Source organism: Hyphomicrobiales bacterium (assembly GCA_039989895.1).
GTDB lineage: Bacteria > Pseudomonadota > Alphaproteobacteria > Rhizobiales > JACESI01 > JACESI01.
The window spans coordinates 114,644-130,252 of record JBDXGY010000003.1 but is presented as its reverse complement, the minus strand read 5'-3'; the positions used below and the strand labels follow the sequence as shown (position 1 = coordinate 130,252).

Annotated in this window: 16 protein-coding genes; 5 read left to right on the top strand and 11 right to left on the bottom strand. The window is 48.5% G+C overall.

Annotated features, from left to right (window positions below):
* The first annotated feature begins 38 nt into the window (after window positions 1–38).
* The 3 genes from ABJ081_02940 to ABJ081_02930 are packed head-to-tail and all read left to right on the top strand — an operon-like array spanning window position 39 to window position 3,035.
* Window positions 39–944 (top strand): glycine/sarcosine/betaine reductase selenoprotein B family protein, encoded by a 906-nt coding sequence (locus ABJ081_02940; GenBank protein ID MEP6355614.1) that lies wholly within the window; start codon window positions 39–41, stop codon window positions 942–944.
* Between the two features lie 28 nt (window positions 945–972).
* Entirely contained in the window at window positions 973–2,190 is a 1,218-nt protein-coding gene (locus tag ABJ081_02935; GenBank protein ID MEP6355613.1) for a Tm-1-like ATP-binding domain-containing protein, read from the top strand.
* Window positions 2,191–2,204: 14 nt separating this feature from the next.
* A complete protein-coding gene (locus tag ABJ081_02930) occupies window positions 2,205–3,035 on the top strand; it encodes a phosphoenolpyruvate hydrolase family protein (protein ID MEP6355612.1) in 831 nt (276 codons plus the stop codon).
* A gap of 17 nt (window positions 3,036–3,052) precedes the next feature.
* Here ABJ081_02930 and truA read toward each other — a convergent pair whose 3' ends face one another.
* The 9 genes from truA to ABJ081_02885 all read right to left on the bottom strand — a co-directional run bounded on the left by truA (window position 3,053) and on the right by ABJ081_02885 (window position 12,308).
* Window positions 3,053–3,790 carry a tRNA pseudouridine(38-40) synthase TruA gene (gene truA, locus ABJ081_02925; protein MEP6355611.1) on the bottom strand — a complete coding sequence of 246 codons (738 nt, stop codon included), beginning with the start codon at window positions 3,788–3,790 and terminating at the stop codon, window positions 3,053–3,055.
* 33 nt (window positions 3,791–3,823) lie between these two features.
* A complete protein-coding gene (fmt, locus tag ABJ081_02920) occupies window positions 3,824–4,753 on the bottom strand; it encodes a methionyl-tRNA formyltransferase (GenBank protein MEP6355610.1) in 930 nt (309 codons plus the stop codon).
* 27 nt (window positions 4,754–4,780) lie between these two features.
* Window positions 4,781–5,320: a peptide deformylase gene (gene def, locus ABJ081_02915; GenBank protein MEP6355609.1), complete on the bottom strand. Its 540-nt coding sequence runs from the start codon at window positions 5,318–5,320 to the stop codon at window positions 4,781–4,783.
* A 54-nt stretch (window positions 5,321–5,374) separates the two neighbouring features.
* The gene (locus tag ABJ081_02910) at window positions 5,375–7,015 is read right to left on the bottom strand and encodes an ABC transporter ATP-binding protein (GenBank protein MEP6355608.1); all 1,641 of its coding nucleotides are present in this window, start codon (window positions 7,013–7,015) and stop codon (window positions 5,375–5,377) included.
* Window positions 7,012–7,443 (bottom strand): type II toxin-antitoxin system VapC family toxin, encoded by a 432-nt coding sequence (locus ABJ081_02905; GenBank protein ID MEP6355607.1) that lies wholly within the window; start codon window positions 7,441–7,443, stop codon window positions 7,012–7,014. Before ABJ081_02905 ends, ABJ081_02910 begins: the two co-directional genes overlap by 4 nt.
* 8 nt (window positions 7,444–7,451) lie before the next feature.
* Window positions 7,452–8,585 carry an ABC transporter permease gene (locus ABJ081_02900; protein MEP6355606.1) on the bottom strand — a complete coding sequence of 378 codons (1,134 nt, stop codon included), beginning with the start codon at window positions 8,583–8,585 and terminating at the stop codon, window positions 7,452–7,454.
* 2 nt (window positions 8,586–8,587) lie between these two features.
* The gene (locus tag ABJ081_02895; GenBank protein MEP6355605.1) at window positions 8,588–9,682 is read right to left on the bottom strand and encodes a microcin C ABC transporter permease YejB; all 1,095 of its coding nucleotides are present in this window, start codon (window positions 9,680–9,682) and stop codon (window positions 8,588–8,590) included.
* Between the two features lie 29 nt (window positions 9,683–9,711).
* Complete coding sequence (locus ABJ081_02890) at window positions 9,712–11,601, bottom strand: extracellular solute-binding protein (GenBank protein MEP6355604.1); 1,890 nt, start codon at window positions 11,599–11,601, stop codon at window positions 9,712–9,714.
* A gap of 164 nt (window positions 11,602–11,765) precedes the next feature.
* Window positions 11,766–12,308, bottom strand: coding sequence for a cytochrome c family protein (locus ABJ081_02885; protein ID MEP6355603.1), 543 nt, complete (start codon window positions 12,306–12,308; stop codon window positions 11,766–11,768).
* A 258-nt stretch (window positions 12,309–12,566) separates the two neighbouring features.
* Between ABJ081_02885 and ABJ081_02880 the strand changes: the two genes are divergently transcribed.
* On the top strand, window positions 12,567–13,298 hold the full coding sequence (locus tag ABJ081_02880; protein ID MEP6355602.1) for a 3-deoxy-manno-octulosonate cytidylyltransferase: 732 nt from the start codon (window positions 12,567–12,569) through the stop codon (window positions 13,296–13,298).
* A gap of 1 nt (window position 13,299) precedes the next feature.
* A complete protein-coding gene (locus tag ABJ081_02875) occupies window positions 13,300–14,172 on the top strand; it encodes a prephenate dehydratase (protein MEP6355601.1) in 873 nt (290 codons plus the stop codon).
* An 8-nt stretch (window positions 14,173–14,180) separates the two neighbouring features.
* On the opposite strand, the gene ABJ081_02870 is transcribed toward ABJ081_02875, so the two are convergent.
* Both ABJ081_02870 and ABJ081_02865 read right to left on the bottom strand, forming a co-directional pair.
* Window positions 14,181–14,966: a methyltransferase domain-containing protein gene (locus ABJ081_02870; GenBank protein ID MEP6355600.1), complete on the bottom strand. Its 786-nt coding sequence runs from the start codon at window positions 14,964–14,966 to the stop codon at window positions 14,181–14,183.
* Entirely contained in the window at window positions 14,959–15,588 is a 630-nt protein-coding gene (locus tag ABJ081_02865; protein MEP6355599.1) for a pimeloyl-ACP methyl esterase BioG family protein, read from the bottom strand. Before ABJ081_02865 ends, ABJ081_02870 begins: the two co-directional genes overlap by 8 nt.
* Between the last annotated feature and the right edge of the window lie 21 nt (window positions 15,589–15,609).

Below are 15,609 nucleotides of genomic sequence, written 5' to 3'. Positions count from 1 at the left end.
ACTAAGTCGTAGAGTGGTGTAAAGGACAAAATGCGGTCATGAAACCAAATGATTTGCCGATAGACTATATCAAGCGCACGTCGGCTTATTATCAAGCACTCGGATATGGCGCGCCTTATGAATGGGCAAGCTTTGATGATGTTCCCTTTGCAGCTTTAACAAAGCCACTTGAAGAATGTACCATCGCAATTGTGACCACTGCTGCGCCCTATCAGCCAGATAAAGGTGATCAGGGGCCAGGAGCGCCTTATAATGCGGGTGCGAAGTTTTATCAGGTCTATGCCATGATGAGCCACACAATGCCTGATTTGCGAATTTCCCATGTGGGCATTGATCGCACTCACACAACGGCAGAAGATATGGGAAGCTATTTTCCTCTCGCCGCTTTAATGAAGGCTTTCCAGGCGGGAAAAATTGGAAAAATTGCCGATCAGTTTTTTGGCCTGCCGACCAATCGATCCAAACGTACGACCGCTGATATTGACGCTCAAGACTTGCTGTCACGCTGTAAAGCAGCAGCCGTGGATGCAGTTATATTAGTTCCAAATTGTCCCGTTTGTCATCAATCCACATCAATTGCTGCGCGGATATTGGAAGAGGCAGGGATTGCCACTGTCGTGATGGGCTGCGCGAAGGACATTGTGGAAAATGTTGGCGTCCCAAGGTTTTTATTCAGCGATTTTCCTTTGGGTAATTCAGCCGGTCTGCCCAATGATCATGACTCGCACCAAGTTACGTTGACTATGGCGCTCGAGTTGTTGGAACAAGCAAAAGGACCACGCACAACATGGCAATCACCCCTAAAATGGAACGGGGCACCAGACTGGAAAGATGATTATTCAAATGTAGCTAAATTATCGCCCGAGGAGATTGCCCAACGGCGGGCGGCATTTGATGCTGCCAAAAACACTGCAAAAAAATTACGTGAGAAGATTGAAGGGTAATTTTATAAATTAACAGGGGGAGAATGATATGACATTGGAGAGGCGGCAAGGGGCAGCAATTGTAGCTGGCACGTTCGATACAAAAGAAGATGAACTGCTTTATATTGCAGAGCAGTTGATGGCAGCTGGTGTGCCGGTGCGCACTGTTGATTTATCAACAAGGCTCCCACAATCGAGCGCAGACGTTAAACCGACAGAGGTCGCCGCATGTCATCCAGATGGCGCAAAAGCCGTTGATACAGGCGATCGGGGATCAGCTGTAGCGGCCATGTCGATTGCTTTTGAAAATTGGGTGCAGGCCAATCTTGATTCAATAGCAGGTATTATTTCAGCGGGTGGTACAGGAGGGACAGCCTTAGCGTCACCTGCGATGCGAAGCCTACCTGTTGGTGTGCCAAAGGTTCTTATTTCGACCGTTGCATCGGGCGATGTTGGCCCCTATGTCGGGCCATCAGATATGACTATGATGTATTCTGTCACCGACGTGCAGGGCCTAAACCCCATCTCAAGACAGGTTTTGGGAAATGGCGCCGCTGCCCTTGCTGGCATGATTTCTTATGCACCGAAGTCTGAGAATGTGAGCGACCATAAGACAGGCCTTGGGTTGACCATGTTTGGCGTCACCACAACGGCAGTGCAGGCAGTTGTAGCTAAACTTGAGAGTGATTATGAGCCTTATGTTTTTCATGCAACCGGTGTTGGTGGCCGCTCGATGGAAAAACTGATCGATAGTGGTTTTATAACAAGGGCAATTGATCTCACGACAACAGAAATCTGTGATCTCTTAATGGGCGGGGTTTTCCAAGCCACAGAGGATCGTTTCGGATCAATCATAAGAACCAAAATACCCTATGTCGGTTCAGTCGGTGCTTTAGACATGGTCAATTTTGGGGCGCCGCCAACGGTGCCGGAAAAATATGCGGGACGATTGTTCTATGAACATAACCCGCAAGTGACGCTCATGCGCACCACACCCGAAGAAAACAAAAGAATGGGCGAATGGATTGTTGCAAAGTTGAATCTGATGGAAGGGCCTGTCCGGTTCTTGTTGCCAGAAGGTGGTTTATCCGCTCTCGACGCCCCTGACATGCCCTTTTGGGATACTGAGGCAAGAACGGCGCTTTATGATGCTATACGATCTGGTTTTAAGGAAACTGAAAACCGCAAATTGATTACCGCGCCACATCACATCAATGACCCAGACTTTGCTGAACTCGTCGTAAATACCTTGCGGGAAATAAACTAAATAGGAAGTCCAAGATGGAAAATTTCAATAAACAGGCACTAGTAGATCAATTTCAAAAAATGAAAGCCGATAAGGTGCCGATCATTGGTGGTGGTGCGGGAACAGGACTATCAGCCAAATGCGAGGAAGCAGGTGGCATCGATCTTATTGTGATCTATAATTCAGGCCGATATCGCATGGCAGGTCGTGGCTCGCTTGCTGGTCTGATGCCTTACGGCGATGCGAATGCAGTTGTGATGGAAATGGCTGGTGAGGTGCTTCCTGTCGTCAAAGATACGCCGGTCCTTGCCGGTGTTTGTGCCTCAGACCCTTTCCGTTTGATGGATAAATTTCTTGATGAAATAAAAGCCGCTGGCTTTTCGGGCGTTCAGAATTTTCCAACCGTTGGTTTGATTGATGGTAATTTTCGAGCCAATTTGGAAGAAACCGGAATGTCCTATCAGTTGGAGGTAGACCTCATCGCTATGGCTCATAAAAAGGGCCTATTGACAACGCCATATGTTTTCTCAAAAGAAGATGCAAAAGCGATGGCTGCTGCTGGTGCTGATATTATTGTTTGTCATTTGGGGCTAACAACAGGTGGTTCAATTGGTGCGGAAACAGGTGTGACGCTTGAGCAATCTCCAGCTCTTGTGGATGCATGGGCCGAAGCTGCTTTGTCAGTGAATCCTGATGCTATTATTCTGGTTCATGGTGGCCCTGTGGCTCAGCCGGAAGACGCAGAATTTGTCCTCAAAAATACAAAGAACTGTCATGGTTTTTATGGGGCGTCATCTATGGAAAGATTGCCAACGGAAATTGCGCTCACCAAACAGACCGCAACATTTAAGGCAATCAAGTTCTAGGGGCCTGACCTTAGTATTTAGTAGCCAACTTTATAGAGGTAAAGCCCGTGCGCTGGCGCAACGGGCGCGCAGCGTGTGCGGTCTTTGGCGTGAAGGGCGTTTTCAAGGTCTGTTTTGGTCCAATGACCATCGCCGACAAAAACCAAACAGCCGGCCAACGAGCGCACTTGGTTGTGCAAGAAGGAGCGTGCTGAAGCGGTGATGAAAATATCATCCCCCTGCCGCATCACATCAAGCTGGTCCAGTGTTTTGATCGGCGATTTTGCCTGACAGTGGACATGGCGGAAGGTGGTGAAGTCATGGTGGCCTATGAGACATTGTGCTGCCTCATGCATGGCTTTTGCGTCAAGCTCGCGCTTCACATGCCACGCCCGTCCGGCATCGAGCGTGAGCGTCGCACGTCGATTGATGATGCGATAACGATAATGACGGCTTTTGGCTGAAAAGCGAGCATCGAAATCATCGGCCGCTTCTTCAACATGCAAAATTGAAACGGGTAGCGGTTTCAGGTGAAAGCTCAAAGCTTCGCGAAGCTTGCCGCTTTCCCACTGCTTCTCAAGGCTTAAATGCGCGACCTGACCCGTGGCATGAACCCCCGCGTCTGTGCGCCCTGCCGAGCCGATGGTTACATCTTCTTGGGTACATTTCAAAACAGCTTGCTCAATGGCGCCTTGAACTGTGGGTTGGTCAGGTTGGCGTTGCCAGCCGTTAAATGGCGCGCCATCATATTCAACAATTAGCTTGTAACGCGGCATGTCTGGCTCACTATTCTCGTTCTGATAAGAAATTCATATCAATGCCGCACCTTTTGTAAGCGCATTGCCGCGCAAGAATTCTGCAGCATCCATCACGCCTTTTCCAGAGCGCTGAACGCTGACAAGGCGTATTGCCCTCGTGCCACAAGCAATCGTCAGCGCATCATCCAAAATAGTACCTGCAGGCCCCTCAAGGTCATCTATTACAATTGATTTTAAAATCTTCAGCCGGTGACGCTTACCTGCCAATTCAAATTCGCACCAAGCCCCAGGAAAAGGAGAGAGGCCGCGAATATGATTATGGACATCGCAGGCTGATTTAGACCAATCGATCCTAGCCTCTTCTTTCGTGAGCTTATGGGCATAGTCGATGCCCGTTGTCTCCTGTTTGCGTGCACTTAAGCCTCCGCGCTCAATGCCACCAAGCGCGCGTACCATCAAGTCACCGCCCAAAACCATCAGTTGATCATGTAATTCACCCGCGGTCATATCGGCTTCGATTGGAAGGTGCTCGACCATGGCGACCGGTCCGGTATCAAGACCTTCTTCCATCTGCATGACCATAATACCAGTCTCTTTATCTCCAGCCATGATCGCTCGGTTGATGGGCGCAGCACCACGCCAGCGCGGCAGCAGAGAAGCGTGGAGATTGAGGCAGCCATGGTGAGGCGCATCAAGAACCGCGCGCGGCAGTAGCAACCCATAAGCGACAACAACAGCAACATCAGCCTCATGGGCGGCAAAGGCGTCAATATCAGCGCCATCTTTGAAATTGAGGGGAGTGAAAATCGGCAAGCCGAATTGTTCGGCTTTTTCATGCACGGGAGATTTTTTCAATTCCATACCGCGGCCCGCCTTGCGTGGTGGCTGCGAATAAACCGCCACGACCTCATGACCTTGTGCGATGATTTCCATCAAAGTTGGTACGGAAAAGTCTGGTGTTCCCATAAAAACAACACGCATAAATAGCTTCTCCCTGCGAAATGCTGATTAAAGCACTTGCGCCTTTTTTATTTTAGCAAATTTCTTTATCACCCTGTCGCGCTTTAGCTTTGACAGGTAATCAATGAACAAAATGCCATCAAGGTGGTCAATTTCATGCTGGACGCAAGTGGCCAAAATACCATCTGCTTTCAGTTCATTCTGTCGCCCATCACGGTCGAGATAACTGACGATCACCTCTGCGGGGCGTTCAACTTCTGCATAATATTCCGGTATTGAAAGACATCCCTCATCATAGAGTGATGGCTCATCTGAGGACCAGACTATTTCAGGGTTGATCATGAAGAGAGGGTTTTTAGGAATGGGCGCATCACTCTCGTCATCCTCTGCCCGCCTGGATACATCGATTGTAATCGCACGACGAAGGACGCCGATTTGTGGTGCTGCCAATCCAATGCCCGGCGCGTCATACATTGTCTCCAACATATTATCGAGAAGTGTGCGCAGTTCATCATCAACCCGCTCAACAGGGTCGCACGCCTGCTTCAGGATTTTATCCGGTATGGTAATGATATCAAGAATACTCATGGGCAGGACATATGAAACATGAAAGCCTTCGTCAATGGCTGGAATAAACTGTTGTTAAACCGAGTCCACTGCCCCTGCTATTTTGCTTGTAGCTTCGAGGTCGAAGGCTGCGGCCATCAGGGTTTTTGTGTAGTCGGTTTTTGGTTCGTCAAAAATTTGCGCTGCAGGGCCATGCTCGACGATCTTGCCAAGCTGCATCACCATCACATGGTTTGATAACGCGCGCACGACCTTTAAATCGTGCGAGATAAACAGATAGGTCAATTGGTGTTTGCGCTGTAGATCACGCAATAAATCGACCACCTGTGCCTGTACGCTCATATCGAGCGCAGAGGTCGGTTCATCCAGCATGACAAATTTGGGCTCCAACACCATGGCGCGTGCAATCGAGATGCGTTGGCGCTGGCCGCCCGAAAATTCATGCGGATAGCGATGGCGGGTAGCCGCATCAAGGCCCACTTCTTCCAGCACGTCACAAATAACTTTTTCCCGCTCAAGAGCACTGAGTGAAGGTTTATGAATGCTGAGACCCTCTTCAATGATACCCTGCACTGATAGGCGTGGGCTAAGCGAGCCAAAGGGATCTTGGAAGACAATCTGCATATCGCGGCGTAGCGGGCGCATTTCTTTGAATGTGAGTTGGTTGATGTCTTTATCGTTAAACTGTATCTGCCCCTTGGAGGATATCAGGCGCATCAGAGCAAGCCCCAATGTGGTTTTGCCGGAACCGGATTCGCCCACCACACCCAATGTCTGGCCCGCTCGCACTTCCACATCAACACCGTCGACGGCCTTAACATGACTGACCGTGCGGCGCATTAAACCCGCCTTAACGGGGAACCAGACTTTAAGGTCGTTCGTGCGCATCACGACAGGGGCCTTTGTGTCTTCGGCAATAGGTTTGCCCTTTGGCTCCGCCGATAAAAGATGCTTGGTATAGTCATGCTGCGGGTTATCAAAAATCTTGGACACATCACCGCGCTCAACAATTTCGCCATTGGTCATGACACAAACTTCGTCTGCAATTTTGCGCACAATGCCCAGATCATGCGTGATGAACAAAAGCCCCATGCTGGTTTCTTCGCGCAGGTTTTTTAAAAGCTCTAAAATTTGCGCCTGCACGGTCACATCAAGCGCAGTGGTTGGCTCATCCGCAATAAGAAGATCAGGTTCATTAGCAAGTGCCATGGCAATCATCACGCGTTGACGCTGGCCACCGGAGAGTTGATGCGGAAAAGATTTCAGTCGGGTTTCTGGGTCACGAATACCAACCTGATTGAGAAGCTCTAACACGCGCACACGCGCCTGCTTATCGCTCATGCCACGATGTAGTTTCAGCACTTCAGCAATCTGGCGCTCAACATTATGAAGCGGGTTCAGCGAGGACATGGGCTCTTGAAAGATAAAAGAAATGCCATTGCCGCGCACTTGGCGCAGCTCTTTATCCGGCGCGTTCAAAAGATCTTTGCCATCATAGAGTATTTCACCGTGTGGGTGATGGGCTGCGGGATAAGGCAGAAGCTTGAGAATGGAAAGCGCGGATACGGATTTTCCAGAACCGGATTCGCCCACTAGCGCCAGTGTTTTGCCTTTGAATAAATCAAACGACACACCGCGTACGGCATCGGTAACTTTGCCGCCTTGGCGAAATTGCACGCCGAGATTTTTAACACTGAGAAGCGGTTGATCACTCATGCCATGGTCTCCAGTTCATCAAGAGACAAGACTTCAACGGGTGAATAGCCTTGCATGTCACGGTCCTCAGAGATGATATAAGCACAGCCCGCAACATGAGCGGTCGCACAGTGAATTGCATCGAGAAGTTCAAGCCCGCATTGAGCAGAAAGACTAGCGGCTTCTCGCATGACATCACGATCCGCGACCACAGCATTGAGCATTTGTGGATTATCAAAAAGCGCCTCATAGCGCTGCGGTAATTGTGTGTCGTTAGCCATCAATGGTTTTACCAAAAGCTCGCCGCGCGTCACCTCGCTTGTGACCAAAAAGACCAATCCTTTTTCAGCCATTTGAAAAAGCTCAAGCGCCACAGAATTAAACGCTTCAATGGCCGCGATGAAAATATTGGTGTCGAGATAAACTTGTTCATGTGTAAGTCGTTTCATATCGCTCCTCACACAAATGTCTTGCGCGGATCGAGCGCATCGCGCACGGCTTCGCCAATGAAAATCAGCAAGCTCAGCATGATTGAAATCACGAAGAAAGCACTGATGCCAAGCCATGGCGCTTGGAGTTCGTCTTTGCCTTGGCGCAAAAGTTCACCCAGTGATGGCGAGCCGGGCGGCAGGCCAAAGCCAAGAAAATCAAGCGAGGTAAGAGTGGTGATCGAGCCGTTCAAAATAAACGGCATGAAGGTGATGGTGGCGACCATGGCATTGGGTAAAAGGTGGCGCCACATGATAATGCTATTGGAAACACCGAGAGCGCGCGCCGCATTTACATATTCCAAATTACGGGCCCGTAAAAATTCTGCACGCACAACACCAACAAGCGATACCCATGAGAATAAAAGTAAAATGCCAAGCAATATCCAGAAACCGGGCGCAATGACAGAGGCAATAATCAGCAGTAAATAAAGCTGTGGTACAGACGACCATATTTCGATGAAACGTTGAAACAAGAGGTCTGTCCAGCCGCCAAAATACCCCTGCACAGCGCCCGCCGCGACACCGATAATGGATGAGAAGATGGTAAGGGTCAGGCCAAAAATCACGGAAATGCGAAACCCATAAATCACACGCGCCACCACATCGCGCCCCTGATTATCGGTGCCAAGAAAGTTGAGGTTTCCCGCAACGCAATTGATGTCATTGATGCCGTCAGGGTATTTTACGCAGGCCTCCGCGCGGGACATCCGCCATGAGGGTGGTGAGGGAGCCGGTTTTGGAATGTCTTTATTGACCGAGCGAAATGAATAGCGAACCAGCGGCCAAATCATCCAGCCATTGGCATCGATCGCTTCTTGAATAAAGGGGTCACGATAGTCTGTAATGGCCAGAAAGCCACCGAATTTTTCTTCAGGGTAATCAACAAGAGTAGGAAAAAGAATTTCCCCATTATAGCGCGCAAGAATAGGCTTGTCGTTTGCGATCACTTCCGCAAACAAGGAGAGGACAAACAGGATAATGAAAATCCACAAAGACCAATAGCCACGCCGATTGGCTTTGAAGTTTTCCCAGCGCCGCCGATTAATCGGTGACAAGCGCTTTTTGGCTGGCGCCTTGGTTTGATCTACAACAGTGTCCACCCTCACACCTCCCGCGCTTCAAAGTCGATGCGAGGATCGATTAGCATATAGGTAACGTCAGAGATCAGGTTCACAATCAAACCCATGAGCGAGAAAATATAGAGCGTTGCAAACACCACGGCATAATCTCGGTTTAAAACAGATTCAAAACCCAATAATCCAAGCCCGTCGAGTGAGAAAATCACCTCAATCAAAAGGGAGCCAGTAAAGAAGGAAGTGATAAAAGCGCCGGGGAAGCCCGCGATGATGATCAGCATCGCATTGCGAAACACATGGCCATAAAGAACGCGGTTTTCACTTAATCCTTTGGCCCGCGCGGTCACCACATATTGTTTTCGGATCTCATCAAGAAACGAGTTCTTGGTGAGAAAGGTGGTGGTGGCAAATGCCGCAAGCGCTAAGGCGGTTATTGGTAGGGCGAGGTGCCAGAAATAGTCGACGATCTTGCCAAAGAAAGATAGTTCATCCCAATTATCCGAAGTCAGGCCTCGCAAGGGAAACCAATCAAAAAACTCGCTGCCTGCAAAAAACACAATCAATAAAATAGCAAACAAAAAGCCCGGTATCGCATAAGCAACCACGACAACCGACGAGCTCCAAACATCAAATTTGCTGCCATCGCTGACGGCTTTTGAGATGCCAAGCGGTATGGAGATGCCATATTGCAGCAGCGTGAGCCACAGACCGAGCGAGATTGAAACCGGCATTTTTTCTAAAATCAGATCGATAATTGTCACGTCACGAAAGTAACTCTCGCCAAAATCAAACCGCACGTAATCCCACACCATAATGAAAAACCGCTCGACAGGCGGCTTATCAAACCCGAATTGGGCTTCCAGTTGTTTGATGAAATCGGGATCAAGCCCCTGAGCGCCACGGTATTTTGAAGTGAGATCATCGGCGGTTAAATCTTGGCTGAAATCATTGGCGCCACCGCTCACACGATCACTAGCGCCACCAGCTGCACCGGTCAGTTCGGCGATGACTCTTTCAACCGGACCGCCAGGGGCAAACTGGATCACGAGAAAAGCAATCGCCATGATGCCGAGCATCGTTGGTATGATAAGCAGAAGTCGCCGTAAGATGTAGGCGGCCATAATGAACCCCGATTAAAACGAATCGTTTTTTACAGTTTGGCTGCTTTTTCCGCGTCGTACCACCATGTTGATAAGAAAGGGAAACCATAATCCGGTTTTTTAACATCCGGAATGCCAAATTTGTTCCAATAAGCTAAACGATGGCCGTCAATATGCCAATTGGGTACTGTATAATAGTGTGCGCGTAAGATGCGATCAAGCGCACGGGCAGCTGTTTCCATCTCATCGCGAGATGTGGCGCTTTCGACCTTATCGATTATTGCATCAACTGCGTTAAGTTTGACGCCAGCTAAGTTGCCTGCGCCGGGCAGGTCAGCGGCTTGTGATGAAAAGGCATTATGAAACCCCTGCAAGGGTGTTGCAGAGAAACGCCGCGCAATACCAACCATGTCAAAATCGTAATTTTTCAATCGGTCTTGAAATTGCGCAGCATCCACTAGTCGCGATGTTGCTTTAATGCCTAATGCATTCAGATTTTGGATGAAGCCGCCAACAACCCGCTCAAAAACTTGAGAACGTAGCAAAAACTCCATCTCAAATTTTGTTCCGTCAGCCTTGGTGAGTACACCTTCTTTGAGCGTCCATCCAGCTTCTTTTAAAAGTTTTGATGCTTTTCGCAAAAGGGCGCGAGAGCGTCCTGTTCCGTCAGTTATAGGCGGAATGATCGCCTCACCAAAAACGCGCGGGTCCAGTTCGTCGCGAAACGGCTCCAAAAGCGCAAGCTCAGTGCCTACAGGTGGACCTTCAGCAGAGAATGTTGATGTTGCAAAATAGGTGGTTGAACGGGTATAGGCGCCGAAAAACTGATTTTCATTCAGCCATTCAAAATCAAAGGCCAGACCAACAGCTTCGCGCGTCTTAATATCGTTGAACTGTGGACGGCGCGAGTTCATAAAGAAAGCCTGCAAGTTTGCAGATTTTTCGCCGGGCACCCGCGTGGTAATCACCTTGCCTTGTTTAACAGCATCAAAATTATATTTGGTGGCCCAGTTGCGGGATATATTTTCAAGGCGAAAATCAATGTCGCCCTTGGTGAAGGCCTGAAAGGCCACCGAGGGGTCGCGGTAGAATTCTATGCGAACAATATCAAAATTTCCCTGACCCACATTAATCGGCAGGTCTTTGCCCCAGTAAGCGTCATTTCGATTGTATTCTATAAATTCACCGGGTTTAAATTTGCCAACCTGATATGCGCCAGAACCAAGTGGCGGCGTCATGGTGTTGGCGGTAAAATCTTGACCGTCATAAAAAGCTTTAGATAAAACCGGTAGGCTGGCGGCAGAGAATGGCTCAAACAGGCTTTGTTCTCCGTTGAATGTAAATTCAACCACACGGTCACCAAGAGCACGGCATCCCGTTAGGTTGCGCAAGGACAAGCCAATGCTGGGGTGGCCTTTTGTTGTGTCAGTTAAAGTTTCAACTGACCAGACCACATCACTGGCCATAACTGGCGTTCCATCTACAAACTGAGCTTCTTTGCGCATGGTGAAGGTGAAGACATTGCCGTCTTCTGAGACACTAATTGTCTCTGCAATCAGGCCATAGACCGAATCCGGTTCATCGGCTACGCCCGTCAAAAGGCTATCAAAGCAAATTTCAATGCCCATTGGCCCATCGCCTTTGGCTGCAAAACCGTTCATCGTATTATAGGTTTGAGGGTTTTGGTTATAGGCCCAGCCGTTTGGGATATAGGTAAATTTACCACCACGCGGGGCATTGGGGTCCGCATATTCTAGGTGCTTAAAATCTGCTGCATATTTAAGGTCACCAAAGATGGAAAGACCATGTAGGTCTTTCTGTCCAGCCGCCCAAGCAAAAGGAGAGACACCACTTGTAAGCGCCAATGCCGTGATGCTTTTGAGAAAAGTTCGTCTAGATGTATCGGTTCTTAGAAAAGCGGGTCTTCTATCAAAATCCATCTGCAGAGTCCTTAATATTACTTGGTCATCTAGTTGTCGCGTTCAAGATAGAATGTAGAGCTTAAAAGTGATAATGACAAAACAGTGTTTTTAAAAGAGGCTTGCCAAGCAAAAACCGCCCGAACATTGCTGCTCGGGCGGTTTTAAAAGTATTTAATTCTGCTTTACTCAGAAGGCAGTGGGGTAGGGTTGTCTGATAAAGTACGCATATAGGCGATCAGATTTGCGCGCGCTTCGATTTTCTTTAACCCACCAAAACCCATAGCGGTGCCTTTGATCCACTTGCTTGGTTTTTCCAAAAACCCGTCAAGTTCATCATAGGTCCATTTTTTGCCTGCGCCATATTCAGCCATAGAACCGGAATAACCAAAATCACTAACGCCAGCGATATCGCGGCCAACCACATCATATAGATAAGGGCCAACTTTGTTTGCCCCGCCTTTTTCAAATGAGTGACAGGCTGTGCAGCGCTTGACGAGTTTTTCTCCCGCGCCGACATCGGCAGATGCAAGCAATGGCCCGATAAGTTCAACGGCTTCTTCTTCTGTGCCTGCAGCACCTTCAGCTTCGGCCACTTCGATGATGTATCCGGGTTTTTCAGGTTTTTCGACGTGGAAGACGAGTTCTGATAAAAAGCTCACTCCCAGTGCTATGAAAATAGTGAACAAAAAGCCCATGGCGATAGTATTGAAGTCTGGTAATTTCATCGCGGTTGCGACTCCTTTTAATCTCGACGGTCTCAATATTTTTTATCTATATCGAAGCACCAATCATATTCAGCCAGAAATTACCCTGTTTGGCGCGAAAATCAACTCGAATAAAACGTGGAGCAGTGATTTTACAACCAATTTCCTATTTTATCTGGTTTATACGTTACAAATAACAACTTTCTTGATCTTGTTTAGGCATAGCGCAGCCGTTAAAACTCAGCGCCACATTATTTAACGCCGGAGTGCTTCGTTGATATGGCCCCTTTGATTCTGATTCCATCACGCATGGCATCGACCCGATTGCCTGGCAAGCCGCTTGCAGATATCAATGGCCTGCCAATGATTGTGCAGGTGGTTAATCGTGCGGTTGAGGCTGATATTGGTCATGTGGTTGTGGCTGCCGATACACAGGAGATTTGTGATGTCGTCTGTGCAGCGGGTGGTGAGGCCATTATGACTCGCGCGGATCATACGAATGGTTCGGATCGTATCTTTGAAGCTTTGGAGTTACTCGATCCTGATGGTGTGGTTGACACAATTATCAATGTTCAAGGTGATCTTCCAACAATTGATGCAGCTTCTATTCGTGCGGCTTATGATTTATTGAAGGATGAGGCGGTTGATATTTCCACCATTGCGGCTGAAATCACGGATAGAGAAGAAAAAAACAACCCCAATGTAGTGAAAGTGGTTGGCGCGCCGCTTGACGACAACAGATTGCGTGCGCTTTATTTTACCCGCGCAACCGCTCCACATGGCGAAGGCCCACTTTATCACCACATCGGCCTTTATGGCTACCAGCGCGATGCCTTGAAACGCTATGTGTCCATGTCGCCGTCCGTTTTAGAGCGCCGTGAAAGTCTCGAACAATTGCGCGCATTAGAAGCGGGGATGCGTATTGATGTAGCGCTCGTTGACACCGTTCCCCTTGGTGTTGATACTCCCGCCGATCTTGATAAAGCCCGCACCTATTTGAGTGGATTATAAAATGCCAGAAAATATTGGCGATAAAAGCCGCAGTAAAATTGCATTTCAGGGAGAGTTTGGAGCGAATTCTGACACGGCCTGTCGCGATATGTTCCCCACTATGGAGCCGCTTCCCTGCGAGACGTTCTTTGATGCTTTTGCCGCACTCAGCGGTGGGGCAGCCGATCTTGCGATGATCCCGATTGATAATTCGCTGGCGGGTCGTGTGGCTGATATCCATCACCTTCTGCCAGAATCAAAACTCCATATCATAGGCGAATATTTTCTGCCTATCCGTTTTCAACTGATGGTTTTGCCGGGCGTAAAAATAGAAGACATCACCCATGTCTACAGCCATATTCATGGGCTTGGGCAATGTCGCAATATTATTCGCGAAAATGGATGGAAAGCTATTGTGTCTGCCGATACAGCAGGTGCGGCTAAATTTATCGCTGAAGAAGGAGACCGCACAGGGGCAGCGCTCGCGCCCGTGCTTGCGGCAAGCCTTTATAAGCTCGATATTGTGGCCGAAAATGTTGAGGATGCCGACCATAACACGACACGCTTTGTGGTGTTGGCGCGTGAACCGCAGCCAATTCCCATGTCAGATGAGCACATTGTCACCTCGTTCATTTTTCGTGTGCGTAATGTGCCGGCAGCTCTCTATAAGGCCATGGGCGGTTTTGCGACAAATGGTGTGAATATGACGAAGCTTGAAAGTTATCAGCTTGATGGCAAATTCACGGCAACTCAATTCTATGCGGAAATTGATGGCCACCCAGATGAAAAGAGCGTGAAATTTGCCATGGAAGATTTGGGATTTTTCTCCGATGAAATTCGCGTACTTGGTACGTATCACGCAAGTCCTTTTCGTCAAAAAATAAAAGGCGAATAGCCGATTATTTATGACTGCTTTTGAGCTATTATATAAATCGGCGCATAGGTGAGAAAAATGCCTTCGTCGTCTTTAAACTGTTTTTCATAGACGCTCTCAAATTCAAGCAGTTTTTGACGCCCCCACGCTTGACCTGCATTACCGTTCACACCCGTTTGTCTCAGGTGTGAAAGCATGGCGTGCACTGTCGGGAAATGGATCTTTATTTCTTCTGTGTGGATATGTTTGATCGCCACATTGTGTGGCATCAAAGATGGCCAGTCCTCGACATTCGTATAGCGCGGTGCTTTGGCTTTTGATCCCATCACTTGCAATTCGGTAAAATGGTTGTCGGTGAAACTACTGAGCGCTAACCAGCCATTTGGCGCGAGCATGCCTGTTAGTTTTTCAAGCAGCGTTGCTGTGTCAAAAATCCATTGCACGGTTGATGACGAGGCAACCAGATCTAGATTTTCAGGTAAATCGATCTCTTCAATTGCGCCGGCTATAAAGCGCCAATTACTGGTGAGTTGATTGAGCTTCGGCGCTATATACTGCTGGCTTTCCTCAATCAAATCATTCGCTGTGAATGCGTCAATCTTTAGCCGGCTTATTAACTGTTCGCTGAGATGCCCTGTTGCGCAGCCAAATTCTAAAACGTGAGAATAGTTCTCACGCTGTGAGGTGGTGAGAAAATGATCAATGAGGGTCTTTGCAATCTCGGCCTGAACAACCGCATTTTGATGATAGTCTTTCAAGCTGCGTTTGAAGCTTTGCAAAACGTTCATGCGTTCGCGTACGGAGGGCTTACTCATCGCAAACCTCATCCCAGCTCTGCCAAAAGCTAAAAGGAACATGGGCCGCATCGATTGTTTTAATCATATCGCTTTGTGGCTCCCAAGCTCGTTCCATATTAGCGAGCGGAAAAATGCGATCTTTGCGGCTAAGCCAGATACGGTCCCACAACTGCGAGGGTGCATCACCGCGCTCAAGGATGGCGATAAGTTCTGCCTTGCGGGCGCTAACATCAATAATCTGTTCTGGTGCCTTGGCATTGTGGGCGCGGCTTAAGAAAACTTGGAAACTGTCCTCGGATAATGTGTCGATGGTTTTTTGCATGGCGAGAGGGGGGATGCCACGCTCGCGATCAACCGGGGTCATTGTGCCATTTATTGCAATTTTACGATCAAAGATATCCGCTCTATTTTCCTGCCAATGACAATAAGAGGCAATGCCAAAAGACCACGCTATAAGCGTGCGCTTTGAATAGGCAGATAGATCAGGCAGGTTATCATTCAGGTCTCTATAATCTGAAATAAACAAGACATCAGAGGCGCCCGCTAATGAAGAAAACACATCGCTTCCAACCGCCCAGCCGCCAAAGACGACAATGACGTGGGTCGCTTCGTTGTTTTGTTTTAACCAGACATGGTTCATGCCTTTGCCTCACTTGATCGC